This is a genomic window from Pseudomonas sp. GW821-FHT01D09 (genome assembly GCF_059422465.1).
Map to the genome: position 1 here is coordinate 189,687 of NZ_JBWKWY010000003.1, position 21,308 is coordinate 210,994.

At 61.4% G+C, this 21,308-nt stretch carries 15 protein-coding genes and 1 pseudogene; 14 read left to right on the plus strand and 2 right to left on the minus strand.

Annotated features, from left to right (window positions below; genetic code table 11):
• Positions 1-101: 101 nt before the first annotated feature.
• The gene (locus AC07W7_RS05280) at positions 102-2,543 is read right to left on the minus strand and encodes a penicillin-binding protein 1A (RefSeq protein WP_373562140.1); all 2,442 of its coding nucleotides are present in this window, start codon (positions 2,541-2,543) and stop codon (positions 102-104) included.
• Between the two features lie 209 nt (positions 2,544-2,752).
• On the opposite strand from AC07W7_RS05280, the gene pilM reads away from it, so the two are divergent.
• The 13 genes and pseudogenes from pilM to AC07W7_RS05345 all read left to right on the plus strand — a co-directional run bounded on the left by pilM (position 2,753) and on the right by AC07W7_RS05345 (position 18,956).
• Complete coding sequence (gene pilM, locus AC07W7_RS05285; RefSeq protein WP_495038868.1) at positions 2,753-3,406, plus strand: type IV pilus biogenesis protein PilM; 654 nt, start codon at positions 2,753-2,755, stop codon at positions 3,404-3,406.
• A complete protein-coding gene (locus AC07W7_RS05290; RefSeq protein WP_169897693.1) occupies positions 3,406-3,957 on the plus strand; it encodes a PilN domain-containing protein in 552 nt (183 codons plus the stop codon). Before pilM ends, AC07W7_RS05290 begins: the two co-directional genes overlap by 1 nt.
• On the plus strand, positions 3,954-4,574 hold the full coding sequence (locus AC07W7_RS05295; protein ID WP_495038869.1) for a type IV pilus inner membrane component PilO: 621 nt from the start codon (positions 3,954-3,956) through the stop codon (positions 4,572-4,574). The genes AC07W7_RS05290 and AC07W7_RS05295 overlap by 4 nt, the downstream gene beginning before the upstream one ends.
• A gap of 128 nt (positions 4,575-4,702) precedes the next feature.
• Positions 4,703-5,086 (plus strand): annotated as a pseudogene (locus AC07W7_RS05300) (pilus assembly protein PilP); the annotation flags it as partial.
• A gap of 69 nt (positions 5,087-5,155) precedes the next feature.
• On the plus strand, positions 5,156-6,487 hold the full coding sequence (locus AC07W7_RS05305) for a type IV pilus secretin PilQ (RefSeq protein WP_495038904.1): 1,332 nt from the start codon (positions 5,156-5,158) through the stop codon (positions 6,485-6,487).
• 4 nt (positions 6,488-6,491) lie between these two features.
• Positions 6,492-7,010, plus strand: a complete 519-nt coding sequence (gene aroK / locus AC07W7_RS05310; RefSeq protein ID WP_076961723.1) for a shikimate kinase AroK — start codon at positions 6,492-6,494, stop codon at positions 7,008-7,010.
• A gap of 147 nt (positions 7,011-7,157) precedes the next feature.
• Complete coding sequence (aroB, locus tag AC07W7_RS05315) at positions 7,158-8,258, plus strand: 3-dehydroquinate synthase (protein WP_076961724.1); 1,101 nt, start codon at positions 7,158-7,160, stop codon at positions 8,256-8,258.
• Between the two features lie 10 nt (positions 8,259-8,268).
• Entirely contained in the window at positions 8,269-9,843 is a 1,575-nt protein-coding gene (locus tag AC07W7_RS05320) for an SPOR domain-containing protein (RefSeq protein ID WP_076961725.1), read from the plus strand.
• 350 nt (positions 9,844-10,193) lie between these two features.
• Entirely contained in the window at positions 10,194-14,639 is a 4,446-nt protein-coding gene (gene gltB / locus AC07W7_RS05325; protein WP_495038870.1) for a glutamate synthase large subunit, read from the plus strand.
• A 32-nt stretch (positions 14,640-14,671) separates the two neighbouring features.
• Positions 14,672-16,090 (plus strand): FAD-dependent oxidoreductase, encoded by a 1,419-nt coding sequence (locus tag AC07W7_RS05330; RefSeq protein WP_495038871.1) that lies wholly within the window; start codon positions 14,672-14,674, stop codon positions 16,088-16,090.
• A gap of 135 nt (positions 16,091-16,225) precedes the next feature.
• Positions 16,226-17,293, plus strand: a complete 1,068-nt coding sequence (hemE, locus tag AC07W7_RS05335; protein ID WP_169900847.1) for a uroporphyrinogen decarboxylase — start codon at positions 16,226-16,228, stop codon at positions 17,291-17,293.
• 147 nt (positions 17,294-17,440) lie between these two features.
• On the plus strand, positions 17,441-17,692 hold the full coding sequence (locus AC07W7_RS05340) for a helix-turn-helix transcriptional regulator (RefSeq protein WP_076961789.1): 252 nt from the start codon (positions 17,441-17,443) through the stop codon (positions 17,690-17,692).
• The gene (locus AC07W7_RS05345; RefSeq protein WP_197881218.1) at positions 17,685-18,956 is read left to right on the plus strand and encodes a type II toxin-antitoxin system HipA family toxin; all 1,272 of its coding nucleotides are present in this window, start codon (positions 17,685-17,687) and stop codon (positions 18,954-18,956) included. Before AC07W7_RS05340 ends, AC07W7_RS05345 begins: the two co-directional genes overlap by 8 nt.
• A gap of 21 nt (positions 18,957-18,977) precedes the next feature.
• Here AC07W7_RS05345 and AC07W7_RS05350 read toward each other — a convergent pair whose 3' ends face one another.
• Positions 18,978-20,204, minus strand: a complete 1,227-nt coding sequence (locus tag AC07W7_RS05350) for an MFS transporter (RefSeq protein ID WP_495038905.1) — start codon at positions 20,202-20,204, stop codon at positions 18,978-18,980.
• Positions 20,205-20,376: 172 nt separating this feature from the next.
• Here AC07W7_RS05350 and AC07W7_RS05355 point away from each other — a divergent pair, with 172 nt between their 5' ends.
• Entirely contained in the window at positions 20,377-21,270 is an 894-nt protein-coding gene (locus AC07W7_RS05355; RefSeq protein WP_099169211.1) for a LysR family transcriptional regulator, read from the plus strand.
• Positions 21,271-21,308 lie beyond the last annotated feature (38 nt).

Genomic DNA, 21,308 nt, shown 5'->3' on the forward strand with positions numbered 1-21,308 from the left:
CGCGATGGCGGTGTATCAGACACCTAATGTGTTGACTGGCCCACCGCCATCGTGAGCAAGCCCGCTCCCACACAAATCCGCTGCCACAATGGGACCTGTGTTTAGAACAAATCTATCGGCGCCGACTCATCCGCCGGCAGCGGGCTGCCCGGTGCCACGCCATTGCCCAGTTCATTCATCGACGGCGGCGTATCTTCGCTCTTGAACAGTTCAAAGTACGCATTCGGCGTGCCTGGTACGGCGGCGCGGCCGCTGATCGGGTCGATGCGCAGGCTGAGGATGCCTTCCGGCTCGGCCTGGGTGTGGGCGGGCTTGTCCTTGAGGGCGGCGCCCATGTAGCTCATCCAGATCGGCAGCGCTACGGTGCCACCGTACTCGCGGCGGCCGAGGCTTTCCGGCTGGTCGTAGCCGGTCCAGACGGTGGTGATGTAGTCGGCGTTGTAGCCGGAGAACCACGCATCCTTGGATTCGTTGGTGGTACCGGTCTTGCCTGCCAGGTCCGTGCGGCCCAGGGCCAGGGCACGGCGGCCGGTACCGCGCTTGATCACATCCTGCAGCATGCTGGTAAGAATGTAGGTGGTACGCCCGTCAACCACACGCTCGGCCACGGCCGGTGTGTGTGGGGCCGGTGCCGCTTCCGTGGGCACCGCGCCTGGCGCAGGCTCGATGGTGATGCCAGCGTTGGCCGGTGCCGCCAGGCCATCACTGGCGGCGACGCCGTTGGGCACGCTCGGCGGGTTGGCGACAAACAGCGTGTCGCCGTTGCGGCTTTCGATCTTGTCGATCAGGTACGGCGTGACCTTGTAGCCGCCGTTGGCGAACACGCTCCAGCCGGTGGCGATCTCCATCGGCGTAAGGGTCGCGGTGCCGAGGGCCAGGGACAGGTTGGGTGGCAGGTCCTGCTTGTTGAAGCCGAAGCGGGTCATGTAGTCGATGGTCTTGCCCACGCCCATCGCTTGCAGCAGGCGGATCGATACCAGGTTGCGCGACTTGTACAGCGCCTCGCGTACGCGGATCGGGCCGAGGAAGGTGTTGGTGTCGTTCTTCGGGCGCCAGACCTTGTCCAGGTACTCGTCGACAAACACGATCGGCGCGTCGTTGACCAGGCTGGCGGCGGTGTAGCCGTTATCCAGCGCGGCACTGTAGACAAATGGCTTGAAGCTGGAGCCCGGCTGGCGCTTGGCCTGGGTGGCGCGGTTGTAGTTGCTCTGCTCGAAGGCGAAGCCACCGACCAGGGCGCGGATCGCGCCGTTCTGCGGGTCGAGGGAGACCAGGGCGCCCTGGGCGACCGGGACCTGGCTGAATTTCAGGCTGTCGTCCTTCTGGCGCTGCACGCGGATCAGGTCGCCGACCTGGGCCACGTCCGACGGTTGCTTGGGCATCGGCCCCATGCTGTTGGTGTTCAGGAAGGGGCGGGCCCACTTCATGCTGTCCCACGCCACATGTTCTTCGCCACTGCGGGTCAGGACCTGCACGCCATCTTTTTTCACCTGGGTGACGATGGCCGGATCCAGGCCGCTGATGGAGCGCTGCTTGCCCAGCTCGACGGTCCAGGCGCTCAGGGTCTTGCCCGGCAGGCGCGATTCCGGCCCACGGTAGCCATGGCGCTGGTCGTAGGTGATCAGGCCTTCGTGTACTGCGTGGTTGGCAATTTCCTGCAAGTTGCTCGGAATGGTCGTGGTAACGCGGAAACCTTCGGTGTAGGCGTCGCTGCCGTAGCGGCCGACCATTTCGGCACGGGCCATCTCGGCGATATAGGGGGCGCTGATTTCTGGCGTCGGCACGTGGTAGCTGGCGTTCAACGGCTCGGCCACCGCGCTTTCATAGGCGCTCTGGTCGATCTTGCCCAGCTTGTACATGCGCCCCAGGATCCAGTCGCGGCGTTCCTTGCTGCGGGCCGGGTTGGCCAGCGGGTTGAAGCGCGACGGGGCCTTGGGCAGGCCGGCAATCATTGCCATTTGTGCCAGGCTGGCATCGCGAATCGACTTGCCGTAGTACACCTGGGACGCGGCCTCGATCCCGTAGGCGCGGTTGCCCAGGTAGATCTTGTTGACGTACAGCTCAAGGATTTCATCCTTGGTCAGTTGGCGTTCGATCTGCAGCGCCAGGAGGATCTCGGTGGCTTTGCGCGAAAAGCTGCGCTCGCTGGTGAGGAAGAAGTTCTTCGCCACCTGCATGGTGATGGTGCTGCCGCCCGATTGAATGTGTCCGCTTTTTACCAATTGCGTGGCTGCGCGCACCAGGCTGCTGGGGTCCACGCCATAGTGGTTGGCAAAATTATCGTCTTCAGCCGACAACAGGGCATTGATGAAATTGGGTGGAATGTCGGCGAAACGGATCGGGGTGCGGCGCATTTCGCCGAACTCCGCGATCAGTTTTTCATCGCTGCTGTAGACCCGCAAAGGAATCTGCAACTGGATACTTCTCAGGGCCTCTACCGAGGGCAATCCCGGGCTAAGGTAGAGATAGGCGCCGCTGAACACGAGCAGCAGCCCGCAAACGATAGCGACGAAGGAGTACCCGAAAAACTTCAGCAGACGAATCAAGGCTTTTGGATTTCCAGAGAAAAGAATGAGTTAGGTGTCGGGGGTAGGCATGCCGACCCGACCTGCAGATAAAAAGCGGGAAAAAACGCTGGGCATTAAAGCATTTTTCGCCTCGGGGCGTCATGGGCGCTGCGGGACCGAGCCGACCGAATGCATCAAACCCGAAATTGATCAGCCCTGAGACAGGCAAAGCTTTAGGGAGTTTTATGAAAAAGGGATTTTTCAGGCGAAAAGCCGATACCGTACTGGGCGTGGACATCCAGGACAGCGACGTGAAGATATTGGAGCTGGCCCGCGCCGGCGATGACTATGCGGTGCGCGCGTATGCAAGCCAGCCTTTACCGGGCCACGCGGTGCTCGACAGTAATATCGTTGATCTGGAGGTTGTCGCGCAGGCCCTTTCCAAGGCATTGTTCCGGGCGCAGACCCAGGTCAGGCAGGCGGCGGTTGCCGTGGCGGGGCCTTCGGTGATCAGCCGTGTGGTTGCGCTGGAGGCCGGGCTTGAGGCTGGCGAGATGGAGCGGCGCCTGCACTGCGAAGCCGAGCAGTACATTCCTTATCCGCTGGATGAGGTGGCGATTGATTTTCAGGTCCAGGGCCCCTCGGGTCGTGAGCCCGGTTATGTTGATGTGCTGCTTGTGGCGTGCCTCAAGGAGCAGGTGGAAGCGCGCGAAGCGGTGCTGGCCCTGGCCGGCCTGGTTGCACGAGTCGTGGATGTAGAGGCATTTGCCCTGGCGCGGATGACCGATCAGGTGGTCGCCCGGATAGCGCCGGGGCGTGGGATCAATAGTGCACAATGGGCTGCCGATGCCCAGGGATTGCGGGTCGCCTGCGGTTTGGCCCTCAGGAGTTTCGATTGATGACAAGAATCAACCTATTGCCCTGGCGTGAAGAACGCGCCGAGCGCCGTCGCAGGTTTTTCCTGATTTTCCTGTTGGTGATCAGCCTTATTGCATTGGCCGCGGTATGGCTGGCCGACCGCGTCATCGACCGTGCGATTGATCGGCAAGTGGCCCGTAACAACCACTTGAGCAAGCAGGTCACGATATTGGACTCACGCATCAAGACCATCGACGAGCTGCGCGAACAGCGCCAGCAACTGATGGAACGGATGAAGGTGGTCGAAGACCTGCAGAGCCATCGTGCGTCCGGCCAGGCCTTGTTCGACCAGTTGGCTCGTGCCGTGCCGGATGGGGTGCAACTGAGCCAGGTCAGCGTCAGCGGCACATCGGTGGAGGTCCTCGGCACGGCGGTGTCCAGTGATGATGTTGCCTGGCTGATGCGCAGCCTGGAAGCCTCCAGCGCCCTGCACGCGCCCAATCTGCGCCATGTGCGGGCCGAGGAGGGCGGTGCGGGCACTGCCTTCCAGTTGATGGTGGACCATGGGGAGCCTCAGGAGACGGGGCGGTGAGCCTTGTGTCCAGCCTGCCAGGGCTGGCACTCCCGCGACTCTCCACGCTGTACCGCAACACCGCCCACTGGCCTTTGGCTGGCCGGCTCCTGGTGGGCGTCGTGCTCGCCTTGCTGGTACTGGTGGCGGGGGATGCTGTGTACCTGGGCAGCGCCCGTGAGGTCTTGCAGCGTCAGGAGGCGGGAGAAATAACGCTGCGCCAGCAGTTTGCTGCCAAAGCCCGGCAAGCCGCCCAGCATGAAGGGGTGGTGCGCGAGCTTGAAACCCTGCGCACCGCCTTCACCGAACAGTTGCGCCAAATGCCGACGCTGACGCAAATGCCCGGCCTGCTGGAAGACTTCGCCCGGCTGGGGCAGGCCAGCGGCGTGCAGGTCGAGCAGCTCAGTGTGCTGGACGAGCAGGTGCAACCCGTGTTCGTCGAACGGCCGATGCAGCTCAAACTGCTCGGCACCTATCACGACCTCCTGGCCTTCGTCAGTGGCGTGGCCGGGTTGTCGCATATCGTTACCCTGCATGACTTTGTGATTCGCCCTGCCAGCTCCCAGGGTGACGCCTTGCTGAGCCTGACGATGCTCGCCAAGACCTACAGGTACAGCGCCCAGGGAGCCTTGCCATGAGCCGTCTCAAGGTTGTGGGCCTGAGCCTGGCATTGCTTGCGGGGTGCGACAGTGACCCGCAATTGCGGGCGCTGAATGACGAGTTGCAAGCGATCCGCCAGCAGGCGCTGCCGCTGGCCGACGACGTGCCGGCAGCGAGGCCCGGGCCACGGTTTGTCGCCAGCTCGCCACCCCTGCGTGATCCCTTCCAGCCACCGGACCAGCCCGCCAGTCGTCCCACCGGCAAGCCTGGACCCGCACCGGACCTCGACCGTCCCCGGCAGTTTCTCGAAGGGTTTGCCGTCGATCAGTTCCAGTTGGTCGGCACCCTGTCGCTGGGCGCGCAGACCTTTGCCCTGCTGCGCGGCGCGGCAGGTGTTCATCGCCTGGCGGTGGGGGATTACCTGGGGGCCGATCATGGGCGCGTCGTGGCGATCCATGAGGGGCAGTTGGAGCTGGTCGAGCTTTTTCCCGATGGTCAGGGCGCCTGGCTTGAGCGCCCGCGCACCTTGGTATTGAACGTGAACTCATAACGGAAGCAAAAAATGAAAAGGATTATTTCGTCCTTCGGTGTGGCGCTATGGATAGCGTTCACGGCACCGATGACTGAGGCTGTGCCCAAGCGGATCGACCTGATTCACTTGCCACCACCGGGCGGCTCGCCCCTGAATGCTGCGCGTGGCCCGTTTACCGGTGACAAGCTGTCCCTCAACTTCCAGGACATCGAGGTGCGCGCCGTACTGCAGCAGATTGCCGACGTCGCCGGCCTCAACCTGGTGGCCGGCGACGATGTGCAGGGCTCGATTACCCTGCGTCTCAAGGACGTGCCGTGGGACCAGGCCCTGGACCTGGTGCTGCAAGCCAAGGGCCTCGACAAGCGCGTGACGGCCAATGTGCTGCTGGTGGCGCCGGCCGAAGAGTTGGCCGCGCGCGAGCTGTTGGCCCTGGAGTCGCGCAAGTTGATGACCGAACTGGCGCCCCTGCGCCGGGAGCTGCTGCAGGTCAATTACGCCAAGGCGTCTGAGCTGGCCAAGTTGTTCCAGTCGGTGGCCGGGCTTGAAGGGGCGACCGATGAGCGCGGTTCGGTGACGGTAGATGACCGCACCAATAACATCATCGCCTACCAGACGGGGGAGCGCCTGGAGGAGCTGCGGCGTATCGTCGATCAGCTGGATGTTCCGGTGCGCCAGGTGATGATCGAGGCGCGGATAGTCGAGGCTAATGTCGACTATGACAAAAGCGTCGGTGTGCGCTGGGGTGGGTTGCTGCGCAATAAAGGCAATTGGAGTGGTGGTGGGGTCGATAAAAAACAGTCAGGTGAGGGCGAGTCGCCCGATAGCTCGCCGTTCGTTGACTTGGGCGTGGTTAACCCAGGCTCCGGCCTGGGCATCGCGTTTATCACCGATAATGTGCTGCTGGACCTGGAACTCACCGCCATGGAAAAAGGCGGCAATGGCGAGGTGATTTCCCAGCCCAAGGTGGTCACGTCCAACAAGGAAACTGCGCGGATTCTCAAGGGCACCGAGATCCCTTACCAGGAGTCGACGTCCGAGGGGGCAACCTCGGTTTCGTTCAAGGAAGCCTCGCTTTCTTTGGAGGTGACGCCGCAAATCACCCCGGATGACCAGGTGATCATGGAGGTCCGGGTGACCAAGGACGAGCCGGACTACTTGAACAAGCTCAACGATGTGCCGCCGATCAAGAAGAACGAGGTCAACGCCAAGGTGCTGGTCAAGGACGGCGAGACCATCGTCCTCGGTGGGGTTTTCTCGAAAAACCAAAGCAAGGTGGTAGATAAAGTGCCATTTTTGGGCGATGTGCCGTATCTTGGCCGCCTTTTCCGGCGTGATGTGGTCGCCCAAAGAAAATCCGAGCTGCTGGTATTCCTGACTCCGCGTATTATGAATAACCAGGCGATTGCTGTGAGTCGTTGATTCTGTGCGAAATTTGATTCTTGTAGGGCCGATGGGCGCTGGAAAAAGCACCATCGGCCGTTTGCTGGCCAAAGAGCTGCGCCTGCCATTCAAAGACTCCGATAAGGAAATTGAATTGCGCACGGGTGCCAATATTCCGTGGATCTTCGATAAGGAAGGCGAACTGGGCTTTCGTGACCGCGAGCAGGCGATGATTGCCGAGCTGTGCGGCTGCGATGGCGTGGTATTGGCCACCGGCGGCGGCGCGGTGATGCGCGAGGAAAACCGGCGAGCGCTGCATGCCGGCGGTCGGGTGGTGTATTTGCATGCCTCGGTCGAGCAGCAGGTCGGGCGCACCGCGCGTGATCGCAACCGACCATTGCTGCGCACCGCCAACCCTGAAAAAACCCTGCGGGACTTGCTGACACTGCGCGATCCGCTTTATCGGGAAATCGCCGATCTGGTGGTAGAAACCGATGAACGGCCACCGCGCATGGTCGTAATCGACATTATCGAGCGCTTGCAGCAGCTGCCGCCCCGTTAAAGCCAGGGCCGAAATGCGCTATCCTCGGCAACGCGTTGCAACCGTCCGAGGTGTGGCGTAGAGCCATCAGGCAGCGTCCGATCTCGACGGTGCCGACAACGTTAATACAGGGCAGGACGCCTGCTTCCATCTTCAGCGCGGGGACACATGCAGACACTTAAGGTCGATCTTGGCGAGCGTAGCTACCCGATCCATATTGGCGAAGGTTTGTTGGGCCAGCCCGAGTTGCTCGCGCCGCATATTGCCGGGCGACAAGTGGCAATCATCTCCAACCAGACCGTGGCGCCGCTCTACCTTGAGCGTCTGAGTCGCAGCCTTGCGGCGTATTCGGTGATCTCGGTGATTCTTCCCGACGGCGAAGCCTTCAAGAACTGGGAAACCCTGCAACTGATCTTTGACGGCCTGCTCACTGCACGCCACGACCGGCGGACCACGGTGGTGGCCCTTGGCGGCGGCGTTATCGGCGACATGGCCGGTTTTGCGGCGGCCTGTTACCAGCGTGGCGTGGACTTTATCCAGGTGCCGACCACTCTGCTGTCCCAGGTCGATTCGTCGGTGGGCGGCAAGACCGGGATCAACCATCCCCTGGGCAAGAACATGGTCGGCGCGTTCTACCAGCCCAATGCCGTGCTGATCGACACCGCCACCCTCAATACCCTGCCGCCCCGCGAGCTGTCGGCGGGCCTGGCGGAAGTCATCAAGTACGGGTTGATCTGCGATGAGCCGTTCCTGACCTGGCTTGAAGAGCACGTCGATGCCTTGCGCAACCTGGACCAGGTGGCGCTGACCGAGGCTATCTCCCGCTCCTGTGCGGCCAAGGCGCTGGTGGTCAATGCCGACGAACGTGAGTCTGGCGTGCGTGCCACCCTGAACCTGGGCCACACCTTCGGCCATGCGATTGAAACCCACATGGGCTATGGTGTCTGGCTGCATGGAGAGGCCGTGGCGGCTGGCACAGTGATGGCGTTGGAGATGTCGCAACGCCTGGGCTGGATCAGTGTCCAAGAGCGTGATCGCGGCATTCGCCTGTTCCAGCGCGCCGGGTTGCCGGTCATTCCTCCTGAGGCAATGACCGAGGCCGATTTCCTCGAACATATGGCGATAGACAAGAAAGTGATCGATGGTCGTTTGCGTCTGGTGCTGTTGCGCCGAATGGGCGAAGCGGTAGTGACCGACGATTATCCGAAAGAGATTCTACAGGCCACGCTGGGAGCGGATTACCGCGCCCTGGCCCAGCTGAAAGGTTAACCAGATCCCGATGACTAGTTTGCATGCCGACGAGGCTTTCCTCGGCCATTACCAGTTGAGCCACGACCCTTTTGCGCCACGGGTCCCCGGTTTCAAGTTTTTCCCTGCGCAACGCAAGCCGGTGTTGGGGCAGTTGCACCACCTGGCGCGTTACAGCCAGTTGCTGCTGGTGGTCACCGGCCCCCTGGGCAGCGGCAAGACCCTGCTGCGCCAGGCCCTGGTGGCCAGCACCAACAAGCAATCGGTGCAGAGCGTGGTGGTTTCCGCCCGTGGCGCCGGCGATGCGGCCGGCGTGTTGCGCCAGGTTGCCCAGGCGCTGGATGTGGCCAATGCCGAGCCGACCGCGATCCTCAAGCAAGTGGTGCAACTGGGTCTGACCGGCCAGGAAGTCTACCTGCTGGTGGACGACGCCGAGCAGCTCGACGAGTCCGCCCTGGAAGCGTTGCTGGCCCTGGCGGCGGGTACGCCGGAAGGTCGCCCCCATGTGTTCCTGTTCGGTGAGGCATCGCTGATTGCCGATCTGGAGCAGCTCAGTGGCGAGCAAGAGCTGTTCCACGTCATCGAATTGCAGCCCTACGAAGAGGAAGAAACCCGCGAGTACCTGGCCCAGCGCCTTGAAGGTGCTGGCCAGGGCATCGAACTTTTCTCTGCCCAGCAGATCTCTGATATTCACGAAAGCTCCGACGGCTGGCCTGGCACCATCAACCAGGTGGCCCGGGATGCAATGATCGAAGCAATGATTGCCAGCCGCTCTGCGGTTAAGCGTCCAAAGATGGGGTTCACCATGCCGAAGAAACACGTACTGGCGATTTCTGCTGTTGTCGTGGTGGCCGTTGTCGCCGCCTGGCTGATTCCTGGCCGCAGCAAGGCCCCGACCGCGCCAGGTGCGCCGACCGAGCAGGCACAACTGCCACTGGGCAAGCCCACCACCAACGGCGCGCCTGCCGTTGAGTTTGCCGGTTCCGGCCAGCCTACCAACCTGCCGATGGTCGGCCAGCCGGTCATGCGTGGCCCGCTGGCAGAAGAAGCCGGCGCCATTTCCGAAGGCGACGACGGTGTGCCGGTAGAAGGCTCCAGCGCCACGCCACCGACCGTTACCACCGTGGCTCCGCCACCGGGCGCAACAGCCAGCCCTGCACCGGTGCCTGCGGCCACGCCAACGCCTGCTCCGACTCAGGTTGCCACCGCCAAGCCAGCTCCGGCGCCCGTGGTCAAGCCTGCGCCAGCCCCTGCGGCCAAGCCCGTGCCAGCCGCCAAGCCTGCTGAAAAACCGGTGACCGTGGCCAAGGCCGCTGCCGGCAGTGGCTGGTACGGTAGCCAACCGGCGAAGAACTACGTGGTGCAGATCCTCGGCACCAGCTCTGAAGCCAATGCCCAGGCGTTCGTCAAAGAGCAGGGCGGCGAGTACCGTTATTTCAAGAAAGTGCTCAACGGCAAGCCTCTCTACGTGATCACCTACGGCAGTTTCCCGAGCCGTGCGGCCGCCGATTCCGCGATCAAAGCCTTGCCAGCGAAGGTTCAGGCTGGTAAACCTTGGCCTCGCACTGTTGCCAGCGTTCAACAAGAACTCGCAACAACTCGCTGAAGATCCGGCGACCTTACCCAGGTCGCCCTCTCAGCACCTCAAAAAAACGACAACAGCGTGCTGCCCTGAAGGCCGCACGCTTTGTGGTGTCTGCGTTACAGTAGCTTTTGAGTAGTAGCAGTCAGAATTAAAAAAGTTTTGACTAGCACAGCATATCGCTTTAAACCTTTCATAAATGCGACATAGATTTGCGACAGTTCGTCGCCAAATTTGTGGGCGTCTGTGTCGGTGTGTACAATGACCTCCCTTTTGCCCCCGCTAAGCCGGCGTACGTTCGGCGTGGAAGGTAACCGGTTGAATTGAAAAGAAATTTGCCTCGAAATAAGAGGCAGCCTGGTGAGAAAGTGTCTATGAAAGCAGGTCTGTACCAACCCGATGAATTCAAGGATAACTGTGGTTTCGGCCTGATAGCCCATATGCAGGGCGAACCCAGTCATACCCTTCTGCAAACGGCCATCGAGGCCCTGACCTGCATGACCCACCGCGGTGGGATCAACGCCGACGGCAAGACCGGTGACGGCTGTGGCTTGCTGATTCAAAAGCCCGACCTGTTCCTGCGCGCTGTCGCCAAGGAAACCTTCGGCGCCGATTTGCCCAAGCAATACGCGGTGGGCATGGTGTTCTTCAATCAGGACCCGGTCAAAGCCGAGGCCGCTCGCGAGAACATGAACCGCGAGATCCTCGCCGCCGGCCTGCAACTGGTCGGCTGGCGCAAAGTGCCAATCGACACCAGCGTGCTCGGCCGCCTGGCCCATGAGCGCCTGCCGCAGATCGAACAAGTGTTTATCGCAGGCGACGGCCTGAGCGACCAGGACATGGCGATCAAGCTGTTCACCTCCCGTCGTCGTTCGTCCGTGGCCAACGCCCTGGACACCGACCACTACATCTGCAGCTTTTCCCACAAGACCATCATTTATAAAGGCCTGATGATGCCGGCGGACTTGACCGCCTTCTATCCAGACCTGAGCGATGAGCGCCTGCAAACCGCGATCTGCGTGTTCCACCAGCGCTTCTCCACCAACACCCTGCCGAAATGGCCGCTGGCCCAGCCATTCCGCTTCCTCGCCCACAACGGCGAGATCAACACCATCACCGGCAACCGCAACTGGGCCGTGGCCCGTCGCACCAAGTTCGCCAACGACCTGATGGACCTCGAAGAGCTCGGCCCACTGGTCAACCGCGTGGGTTCCGACTCTTCGAGCATGGACAACATGCTGGAACTGATGGTCACCGGCGGCATCGACCTGTTCCGTGGCGTGCGCATGATCATTCCGCCAGCGTGGCAGAACGTCGAGACCATGGACCCCGATCTGCGGGCGTTCTATGAGTACAACTCGATGCACATGGAACCGTGGGACGGCCCGGCCGGCGTGGTCATGACCGATGGTCGCTACGCGGTGTGCCTGCTCGACCGTAACGGCCTGCGCCCGGCGCGCTGGGTCACCACCACCAACGGCTTCATCACCCTGGCGTCGGAAGTCGGCGTGTGGAACTACCAGCCTGAAGACGTGATTGCCAAAGGCCGCGTCGGCCCTGGCCAGATCCTCGCCGTGGACACCGAAACCGGGCAGATCCTCGACACCGATGCCATCGACAACCGCCTGAAGTCGCGCCACCCGTACAAGCAATGGCTGCGCAAGAACGCCCTGCGCATCCAGGCGACCATGGAAGATAACGACCATGGCTCGGCGTTCTATGACGTGGACCAGCTCAAGCAGTACATGAAGATGTACCAGGTCACGTTCGAGGAGCGCGACCAGGTGCTGCGCCCACTGGGCGAGCAAGGCTACGAGGCCGTCGGCTCCATGGGCGACGACACGCCGATGGCCGTGCTGTCCCAGCGCGTGCGCACGCCGTACGACTATTTCCGCCAGCAGTTCGCCCAGGTCACCAACCCACCGATCGACCCGCTGCGTGAAGCCATCGTCATGTCTTTGGAAGTGTGCCTCGGTGCCGAGCGCAATATCTTCCAGGAATCGCCAGAGCACGCCTCCCGGGTGATCCTCAGCTCGCCGGTGATTTCCCCGGCCAAGTGGCGTTCGTTGATGACCCTGGAGCGTCCAGGCTTCGACCGCCAGATCATCGACCTGAACTATGACGAGAGCCTCGGCCTGGAAGCCGCGGTGCGCAACGTCGCCGATCAGGCCGAAGAAGCCGTGCGTGCCGGTCGCACCCAGATCGTGCTGACCGACCGCCATATCGCCCCGGGCAAGCTGCCGATCCACGCCTCCCTGGCTACCGGCGCGGTGCACCACCGCCTGACCGAAAAAGGCCTGCGCTGCGACTCCAACATCCTTGTCGAAACCGCCACCGCCCGCGACCCGCACCACTTTGCGGTGCTGATTGGCTTTGGCGCCTCGGCGGTGTATCCGTTCCTGGCCTATGAAGTGCTGGGCGACCTGATCCGCACCGGCGAAGTGCTGGGCGATTTGTACGAGGTGTTCAAGAACTACCGCAAAGGCATCACCAAGGGCCTGCTGAAGATCCTGTCGAAGATGGGCATCTCCACCGTCACCTCTTACCGTGGCGCGCAGTTGTTCGAGGCCATCGGCCTGTCGGAAGAAGTCTGCGAACTGAGTTTCCGTGGCGTGCCAAGCCGCATCAAGGGCGCGCGTTTCGTTGATATCGAAGCCGAACAGAAAGCCCTGGCCCTGGAGGCCTGGAGCGCGCGCAAGCCGATCCAGCAAGGTGGCCTGCTCAAGTTCGTGCACGGTGGCGAATACCACGCCTACAACCCGGATGTGGTCAGCACCCTGCAAGCCGCTGTGCAGCAGGGCGACTACGCCAAGTTCAAGGAATACACCGCACTGGTGGATAACCGCCCGGTGTCGATGATCCGCGACCTGTTCCAGGTGAAGACCCTGGACACGCCAATGGACATTGCCGAAGTCGAGCCGCTGGAATCGATCCTCAAGCGCTTCGACTCCGCCGGTATTTCCCTGGGCGCCTTGTCGCCCGAGGCCCATGAAGCCCTGGCTGAAGCCATGAACCGCCTGGGTGCGCGTTCCAACTCCGGCGAAGGCGGCGAAGACCCGGCGCGCTACGGCACCATCAAGAGCTCGAAAATCAAGCAGGTGGCCACTGGCCGTTTCGGCGTAACCCCGGAATACCTGGTCAACGCCGAAGTGCTGCAGATCAAAGTCGCCCAGGGCGCCAAGCCCGGTGAAGGCGGCCAGTTGCCAGGCGGCAAGGTCAATGGCCTGATCGCCAAGCTGCGTTATGCCGTGCCGGGCGTGACCCTGATCTCGCCACCGCCGCACCATGACATCTACTCGATTGAAGACTTGTCGCAGCTGATTTTCGACCTCAAGCAAGTCAACCCGCAGGCCCTGGTCTCGGTGAAGCTGGTCGCCGAAGCCGGTGTGGGCACCATCGCCGCTGGCGTGGCCAAGGCCTATGCCGACCTGATCACCATCTCCGGCTACGACGGCGGCACCGGCGCTTCGCCGCTGACCTCGATCAAGTACGCCGGCGCACCGTGGGAGCTGGGCCTGGCCGAGACCCACCAGACCCTGCGCGGCAACGACCTGCGTGGCAAAGTCCGGGTGCAGACCGATGGCGGCCTGAAAACCGGCCTCGACGTGATCAAGGCCGCGATCCTCGGCGCCGAAAGCTTCGGCTTCGGCACCGCGCCGATGATTGCCCTGGGCTGCAAATACCTGCGCATCTGCCACCTGAACAACTGCGCCACCGGCGTGGCCACGCAGAACGAGAAGCTGCGCAAGGATCACTACATCGGCACCGTCGACATGGTGGTGAATTTCTTCACCTACGTCGCTGAAGAAACCCGTGAGTGGCTGGCCAAGCTCGGTGTGCGCTCCCTGGAAGAACTGATCGGGCGTACCGATCTGCTGGATATCCTTCAGGGCCAGACCGCCAAGCAACAGCACCTGGACCTGACGCCGCTGTTGGGCAGCGATCATATCCCGGCAGACAAGCCACAATTCTGCCAGGTGGAGCGCAACCCACCGTTCGACAAAGGCCTGTTGGCCGAGCAAATGGTCGACATGGCCGGCTCTTCGATCAATGACGCCAGCGGTGGCGAGTTTGCCCTGGATATCTGCAACTGCGACCGCTCCATCGGCGCACGCATCTCCGGCGAAATCGCGCGCAAGCATGGCAACCAGGGCATGGCCAAGGCGCCGGTCACCTTCCGCTTCAAGGGCACTGCCGGCCAGAGCTTTGGCGTGTGGAACGCCGGCGGCCTGCACATGTACCTCGAAGGCGACGCCAACGACTACGTGGGCAAGGGCATGACCGGCGGCAAGCTGGTGATCGTCCCGCCAGCGGGTAGCATCTACAAGACCCAGGACAGTGCCATCATCGGCAACACCTGCTTGTACGGCGCCACCGGTGGCAAGCTGTTTGCCGCAGGGACCGCCGGTGAGCGTTTCGCCGTGCGTAACTCCGGTGCCCACACTGTGGTTGAAGGCACGGGCGATCACTGCTGCGAGTACATGACCGGTGGCTTTGTCTGCGTGTTGGGCAAGACCGGTTACAACTTTGGTTCGGGCATGACCGGCGGTTTCGCCTATGTGCTGGATCAGGACAACACCTTCGTCGACAAGGTCAACCACGAGTTGGTCGAGATCCAGCGGATCAGCGGCGAAGCCATGGAGTCCTACCGGAACCACTTGCAGCACGTGCTGGACGAGTACGTCGAGGAAACCGGCAGCGAATGGGGTCGTAACCTCGCCGAGAACCTCGATGATTACCTGCGTCGTTTCTGGCTGGTCAAGCCCAAGGCGGCCAACCTGAAATCGTTGCTTTCCAGCATCCGTGCCAACCCGCAGTGATATGCGCCTGAAGAGTTTGATGAGGTTTTAACATGGCTGAACGTCTGAATAACGACTTCCAGTTCATCGATGTCGGGCGCAAAGATCCGAAGAAGAAACTGTTGCGTCAACGCAAGAAAGAGTTCGTGGAAATCTACGAGCCCTTCAAACCCCAGCACTCGGCCGAACAGGCCCACCGCTGCCTGGGGTGCGGTAACCCGTATTGCGAATGGAAGTGCCCGGTGCACAACTTCATTCCCAACTGGCTCAAGTTGGTGGCCGAGGGCAACATCCTCGCCGCCGCCGAACTGTCGCACCAGACCAACACCCTGCCGGAAGTCTGCGGCCGGGTGTGTCCCCAGGATCGTCTGTGCGAGGGTGCGTGTACCCTCAATGACGGTTTTGGCGCGGTGACCATCGGTTCGGTGGAGAAGTACATCACCGACACCGCGTTCGCCATGGGCTGGCGCCCGGACATGTCCAAGGTCAAACCGACCGGCAAGCGCGTGGCGATCATCGGCGCAGGCCCGGCGGGCCTGGGTTGTGCCGACGTGCTGGTGCGTGGCGGCGTGACCCCGGTGGTGTTCGACAAGAACCCGGAAATCGGCGGCCTGCTGACCTTCGGCATCCCCGAGTTCAAGCTGGAAAAGACTGTGTTGAGCAATCGCCGCGAAGTCTTCACCGGCATGGGCATCGAGTTTCGCCTGAACACCGAGATCGGCAAAGACGTGACCATGGAGCAACTGCTCGAAGAATACGATGCGGTGTTCATGGGCATGGGCACCTACACCTACATGAAGGGCGGCTTTGCCGGTGAGGACCTGCCGGGCGTGTACGACGCGCTCGACTTCCTGATCGCCAACGTCAACCGCAACCTGGGCTTTGAAAAGTCGCCGGAAGATTTCGTCGACATGAAAGGCAAGAAGGTCGTGGTGCTGGGCGGTGGCGACACCGCGATGGACTGCAACCGCACGTCGATCCGCCAGGGCGCCAAATCGGTGACCTGTGCCTATCGCCGTGACGAAGCCAACATGCCGGGCTCGCGCAAAGAGGTGAAGAACGCCAAGGAAGAAGGCGTGAAGTTCCTCTACAACCGCCAGCCGATCGCTATTGTCGGTGAAGGTCGCGTCGAAGGCGTGAAGGTGGTCGAGACCCGTCTCGGCGAACCGGACGCCCGTGGCCGTCGCAGCCCCGAGCCGATCCCGGGTTCCGAAGAGATCATCCCGGCCGATGCCGTGGTCATCGCTTTTGGCTTTCGCCCAAGCCCGGCGCCGTGGTTCGAGCAGTTCCAGATCCAGACCGACAGCCAGGGCCGCGTCGTGGCCCCGGAGCAGGGCCAGTACAAGCACCAGACCAGCAACCCGAAAATCTTCGCCGGTGGCGATATGGTGCGCGGTTCTGACCTGGTGGTGACGGCGATCTTTGAAGGCCGCAATGCCGCCGAAGGCATCCTGGACTACTTGCAGGTCTGATCTGATCGTTCCCACGCTCCGCGTGGGAACGATCGGCCGCGACAAATTGACCCTATAGACAAAAGGCACGGTGCATACCGTGCCTTTTGCGTCCGGCTCTGAGAAAATGCCCGCACTTTTTTTGCGGATGCCGACATGACTGCCCTCAAGAACGACCGTTTCCTTCGTGCCCTGCTCAAGCAACCCGTAGACGTCACCCCCGTGTGGATGATGCGTCAAGCCGGTCGCTACCTGCCGGAATACCGCGCCAGCCGCGCCAACGCAGGCGATTTCATGAGCCTGTGCATGAACCCGGAGTTTGCCTGTGAGGTCACGATGCAGCCGCTGGACCGCTATCCTCAGTTGGATGCGGCCATCCTCTTCTCCGATATCCTGACCATCCCCGATGCCATGGGCCAAGGCCTGTACTTTGAAACCGGCGAAGGTCCACGCTTCAAGAAAGTGATCAGCACCCTGGCCGATATCGAAGCCCTGCCGATCCCTGATCCACACAAAGACCTCGGTTATGTGATGGACGCCGTCAGCACCATCCGCCGCGAACTCAACGGCCGCGTACCGCTGATCGGCTTCTCCGGCAGCCCGTGGACCCTGGCCACCTATATGGTCGAAGGCGGCTCGTCGAAAGATTTCCGCAAGACCAAGGCCATGCTCTACGACAACCCGCAAGCCATGCACCTGCTGCTGGACAAGCTGGCGCAGTCGGTCGTGTCTTACCTCAACGGCCAGATCATGGCCGGTGCGCAAGCGGTGCAGATCTTCGACACCTGGGGTGGCAACCTGTCGGCGGCGGCGTACCAGGAATTCTCCCTGGCCTACATGCGCAAAATCGTCAGCGGCCTGATCCGCGAACACGAAGGCCGCAAAGTGCCGGTGATCCTGTTCACCAAGGGCGGCGGCCTGTGGCTGGAAAGCATCGCCGATGCGGGCGCCGATGCATTGGGCCTGGACTGGACCTGCGACCTGGGCGAAGCCCGTCGCCGCGTCGGCAACCAAGTGGCCCTGCAAGGCAACATGGACCCGACCGTGCTCTACGCCAAGCCAGAGGCGATCCGCAGCGAAGTGGGGCGCATCCTCGCCAGCTACGGCAAGGGCAGTGGCCATGTGTTCAACCTCGGCCATGGCATCACCCCGGAAGTGAACCCGGAGCATGCGGGCGCGTTCCTGCGGGCGGTGCATGAGTTGTCGGCGCAGTATCACGAGTGATTGCAGCCTATAAAAAACGCCCGGCTTAGGCTGGGCGTTTTTTTGGGTCGGTTTTATGAGTGGGCAACGGACGTAAGAGGCTTGTAAAGTCCGTCATATAGGACTAAATGTATGATTTACTCTATAAAGTCCGATATGGGTAACATTATGTTGCTGACTAATCCACCTGACCTCGGTGAAAGGATACGCCAGTTGCGTCGCGCCAAAGGTTACAGCCAGGCGCAACTGGCGGACCGTGCCAAGTGCAATCGCAAGACCATCATTGATCTTGAAGCGGGTGAGAACGTCGCGATGTACACGGTATTCCGGGTGATCTCGGCACTCGGGATGGCCTTGGAAGTCGTCGACAAACGCATCGATCTCAAATCCCTGGCGGATCTGGTGGAGCACGATGAGTAGAGTCAAATTGCTCAATGTCGTAGCCCCACAGGGGAACTCAGGCGCGCTGTCCAAGGGCTCCCAGTTCTCGTTTGCCTACGCGTCTGCCGATGCCGAGCGCGAGGTGTCGCTGGTCATGCCTTATGACCCTACGCCTGCGGTCAGCAATGTGTTGCATCCGATTTTTGATATGAACGTGCCGGAGGGTTTTCTCGCCGATCAGATAAAACGCCGGATGGCCAAGCACATGCAGGTAGATGAGATGCGCCTGTTATCGGTAATCGGCGGGAACCAGATCGGACGTCTGACCTATCAAAACCCAGTCGAAGCGTCGGTTGCCGTGCGTGCTCAGGTTGGGCTTGAGCAAATACTTTCGGCCGATACCTCCCAGGGCATATTCGAGTTTCTGGTGCAAACGTACTTCGAGTCGGGTATTTCCGGCGTGCAGCCCAAAGTGCTGGTACCTGACCTGGATAAGCTGACCGGTAGCCGCAAAACCATGCTCAGTTCCGACCTGATCGTGAAGTCTGGTGCCGATGAGTACGCTCACCTGGCCCAGAACGAGTTCCTCTGCATGGAAGCTGCGCGCTTAGCGGGGATGGAAACACCACCATTCTGGCTGTCTGAAGGTGGCGATCTGTTTGTCATGGAGCGCTTTGACTTGACGCCATCTGGCCGGCTCGGTTTTGAAGACATGGCTGTGCTCTTGGGGCTCAACAAAGACCCCCATGACAATTACAAGTATTCCCAGAGCTACGAAACCCTTGCTGCAGTCATTGACCATGTCTGCTCACATGGCGACCCGTTACGTGATCTTGAGCGGTTTTTTTTCTCGGTCTGCTTGTCGGTGATGGTGCATAACGGTGATGCGCACTTGAAGAATTTCGGGGTGATCTACACCCATCCGGGCGCTCGTGAAACGGTGCGGCTGGCGCCCGTGTTCGATGTGACCACTACCACGGTGTATGAGAACTACAACCCAAAATCCGGCCGCTCATTGGTTGATCGCACGTTGGCAATCAAAATGAACAAGGTGAAAACCTACCCGGACCGTCAGCAACTGATGGAGTTCGGTCGTAAACACTGTGCTGTGGAGAAGCCTGGGGTGATCATCGAGCGAATCGCAGAGGCCATGTCCGAGGCGCTCGTTACTCATCAAGCACGAATCGACGTTGAGCTGTTTTCGGCGATGCAGGCGGAGTGGGACGCGGGGCGTGCCACGGCGTGTTATGACTCGATAACTACCGCAATGAAGCGCAAGCCTGTGGTGAGAAAAACGCAGTGAGGCGCTTTATCCAGGAGCACTTCAAGCCACTGTTTGTCTCAGCGGCGCCAACTTCGCCAGCTTCAACGCCACCAGCAGCGCCACGATCAGCAGCGCCACGATAAACCCGCCAATCCCGTTCCACCCGGCGTAATGCCAGAAAAACCCACCGGCCGTCCCGGCAATACTCGACCCCGCGTAATAGCTGAACAGGTACAGCGACGAAGCCTGGCCCTTGGCTTTCAGGGCGCGGCGGCCAATCCAACTGCTGGCTACCGAGTGGGCGCCGAAGAAGCCGAAGGTGAAGATCAGCATGCCGATGATAATCAGCGCCAGCGGGCTGAACAGGGTCAGGGTGATGCCGGCGAGCATCAGCACAATCGTGGCCCACAGGACGCGGCGGCGGCCCAGGCGGTCGGCCAGCGAGCCAATCTTCGCCGAGCTGTAGATGCCCGATAGGTACACCACCGACAGCAAGCCCACCACCGCCTGGCTCAGGTCGTAGGGATCGGCCAGCAAGCGGTAGCCGATGTAGTTGAACAGCGTGACGAAGGCGCCCATCAGGACGAAGGCTTCGAGAAACAGCCACGGCAGGCCGGCATCCTTGAAGTGCATGACAAAGCCATTGATCAGGTTGCGCGGCTTGAGGCTGCTGGCGCGGAAGTTGCGCGAGGGTGGCAGGATCTTCCAGAACACTGTCGCCGCAATCAGCGCCAGGGCGCCGATGATCAGCATTGCCGTGTGCCAGCTGACAAAGTCGATCAACACGCCAGTGATCAGGCGCCCGCTCATGCCGCCAATCGCGTTGCCGCCGATATACAGGCCCATGGCCAAGCCGATGTGCTGCGGGTGGATCTCTTCGCTGAGGTAGGTCATGGCCACGGCTGCCAAGCCACTAAGGGACAGGCCCAGCAACGCGCGCATCCACAGGATGCCTTCCCAGGTCGGCATCAGGCCGCTGGCGATGGTGCACACCGCAGCGCAGAACAGCGAGGTGACCATCACCGGCTTTCGCCCCAGGCGATCGGAAACTGGCCCGGTGATCAGTAGGCCAAAGGCGAGCATCGCGGTGGAGACAGAAAGGATCAGGCTGCTCTGCGCGGCATTGATGGAAAACTCGTGGGACAGCGCCGGCATCATCGGCTGTACGCAATACAGCAGGGCAAAGGTGGCAAAGCCGCCGGAAAACAGCGCCAGCACCGTACGCATAAACATCGGCGTACCTTTTTCGATGTACGCGTCGTTGAGCTGTGCCACCACCTCATCCAGGGCGGTGGGCGGACGTTCTTGGGCAAGTGGAGCGACAGCAGCTTTCACGCGGGACCTCGGGAAGCAAAGGCAGCCAGGACTGGCCATGCAAAAAAGAATATAGCTGGCTAATGATTCTTTCCAATATATTGTTCGACCTGTTTGATAGCTTTTACGACCTAATGAGGTTTTTATGGAATTGCGCCACTTGCGCTACTTCATCGCCGTGGCTGAAGAGCTGCATTTCGGCAGGGCTGCCCAGGTCCTGGGTATCTCCCAGCCGCCCTTGAGCCAGCAGATCCAGGCGCTGGAACAGCAGGTCGGCGCGCGGCTGTTCGAGCGCACCAATCGTCGGGTCGAGCTGAGCGAGGCTGGGCGCCTGTTCCTCGTGGAAGCCCGCCTGGTGCTGGCGCAGGTCGACAAGGCTGCGGATGTGGCGCGCCGTGCGCAGTTGGGGGAACTGGGTGAACTGAAGATTGGCTTCACCTCTTCGGCGCCGTTCAACTCCAGCATCCCACAAGCGATTTTTGCTTTTCGCCAGGCCTTCCCGGCGGTGCACCTGAACCTGCAGGAAATGAGCAGTACCGAAGTGGCGGATGCGCTGGTGGATGAGTCGATCCAGGTCGGCTTGATGCGCCCGTTGCCCTTGCCGGACTCACTGAGTGTCGTGGAGTTGATGCGTGAGCCCCTGGTGGCGGTGCTCAGTGCCGGCCATCCATTGGCGCAAGGCAGCGAACGAGGCTTGCACCTGACGCAGTTGGCTGACGAACCTTTTGTATTTTTCCCACGGGCCTATGGCAGCGGCCTGTATGCCCAATTGCTCAGCCTGGCTCGCGACGCAGGCTTTAGCCCGCATTTTGCCCAGGAGGCCGGCGAGGCCATGACCATCATCGGCCTGGTGGCGGCGGGGTTGGGGGTGTCGGTGTTGCCGGCGTCGTACCAGCGCATCCGCATCGACGGCGTGGTCTACCGCCCCTTGCTCGACCCGGAGGCGGTGACGGCGGTATGGCTGGTACAGCGCAAGGACCAGCAGTCACCCATGGCCAAGGCGTTTGTCGAGCTGCTGACGCGTAAGGCGTTGGTGTAGCGGCGGTCACATATCGGGTAACGGAACCGATTTAGTGA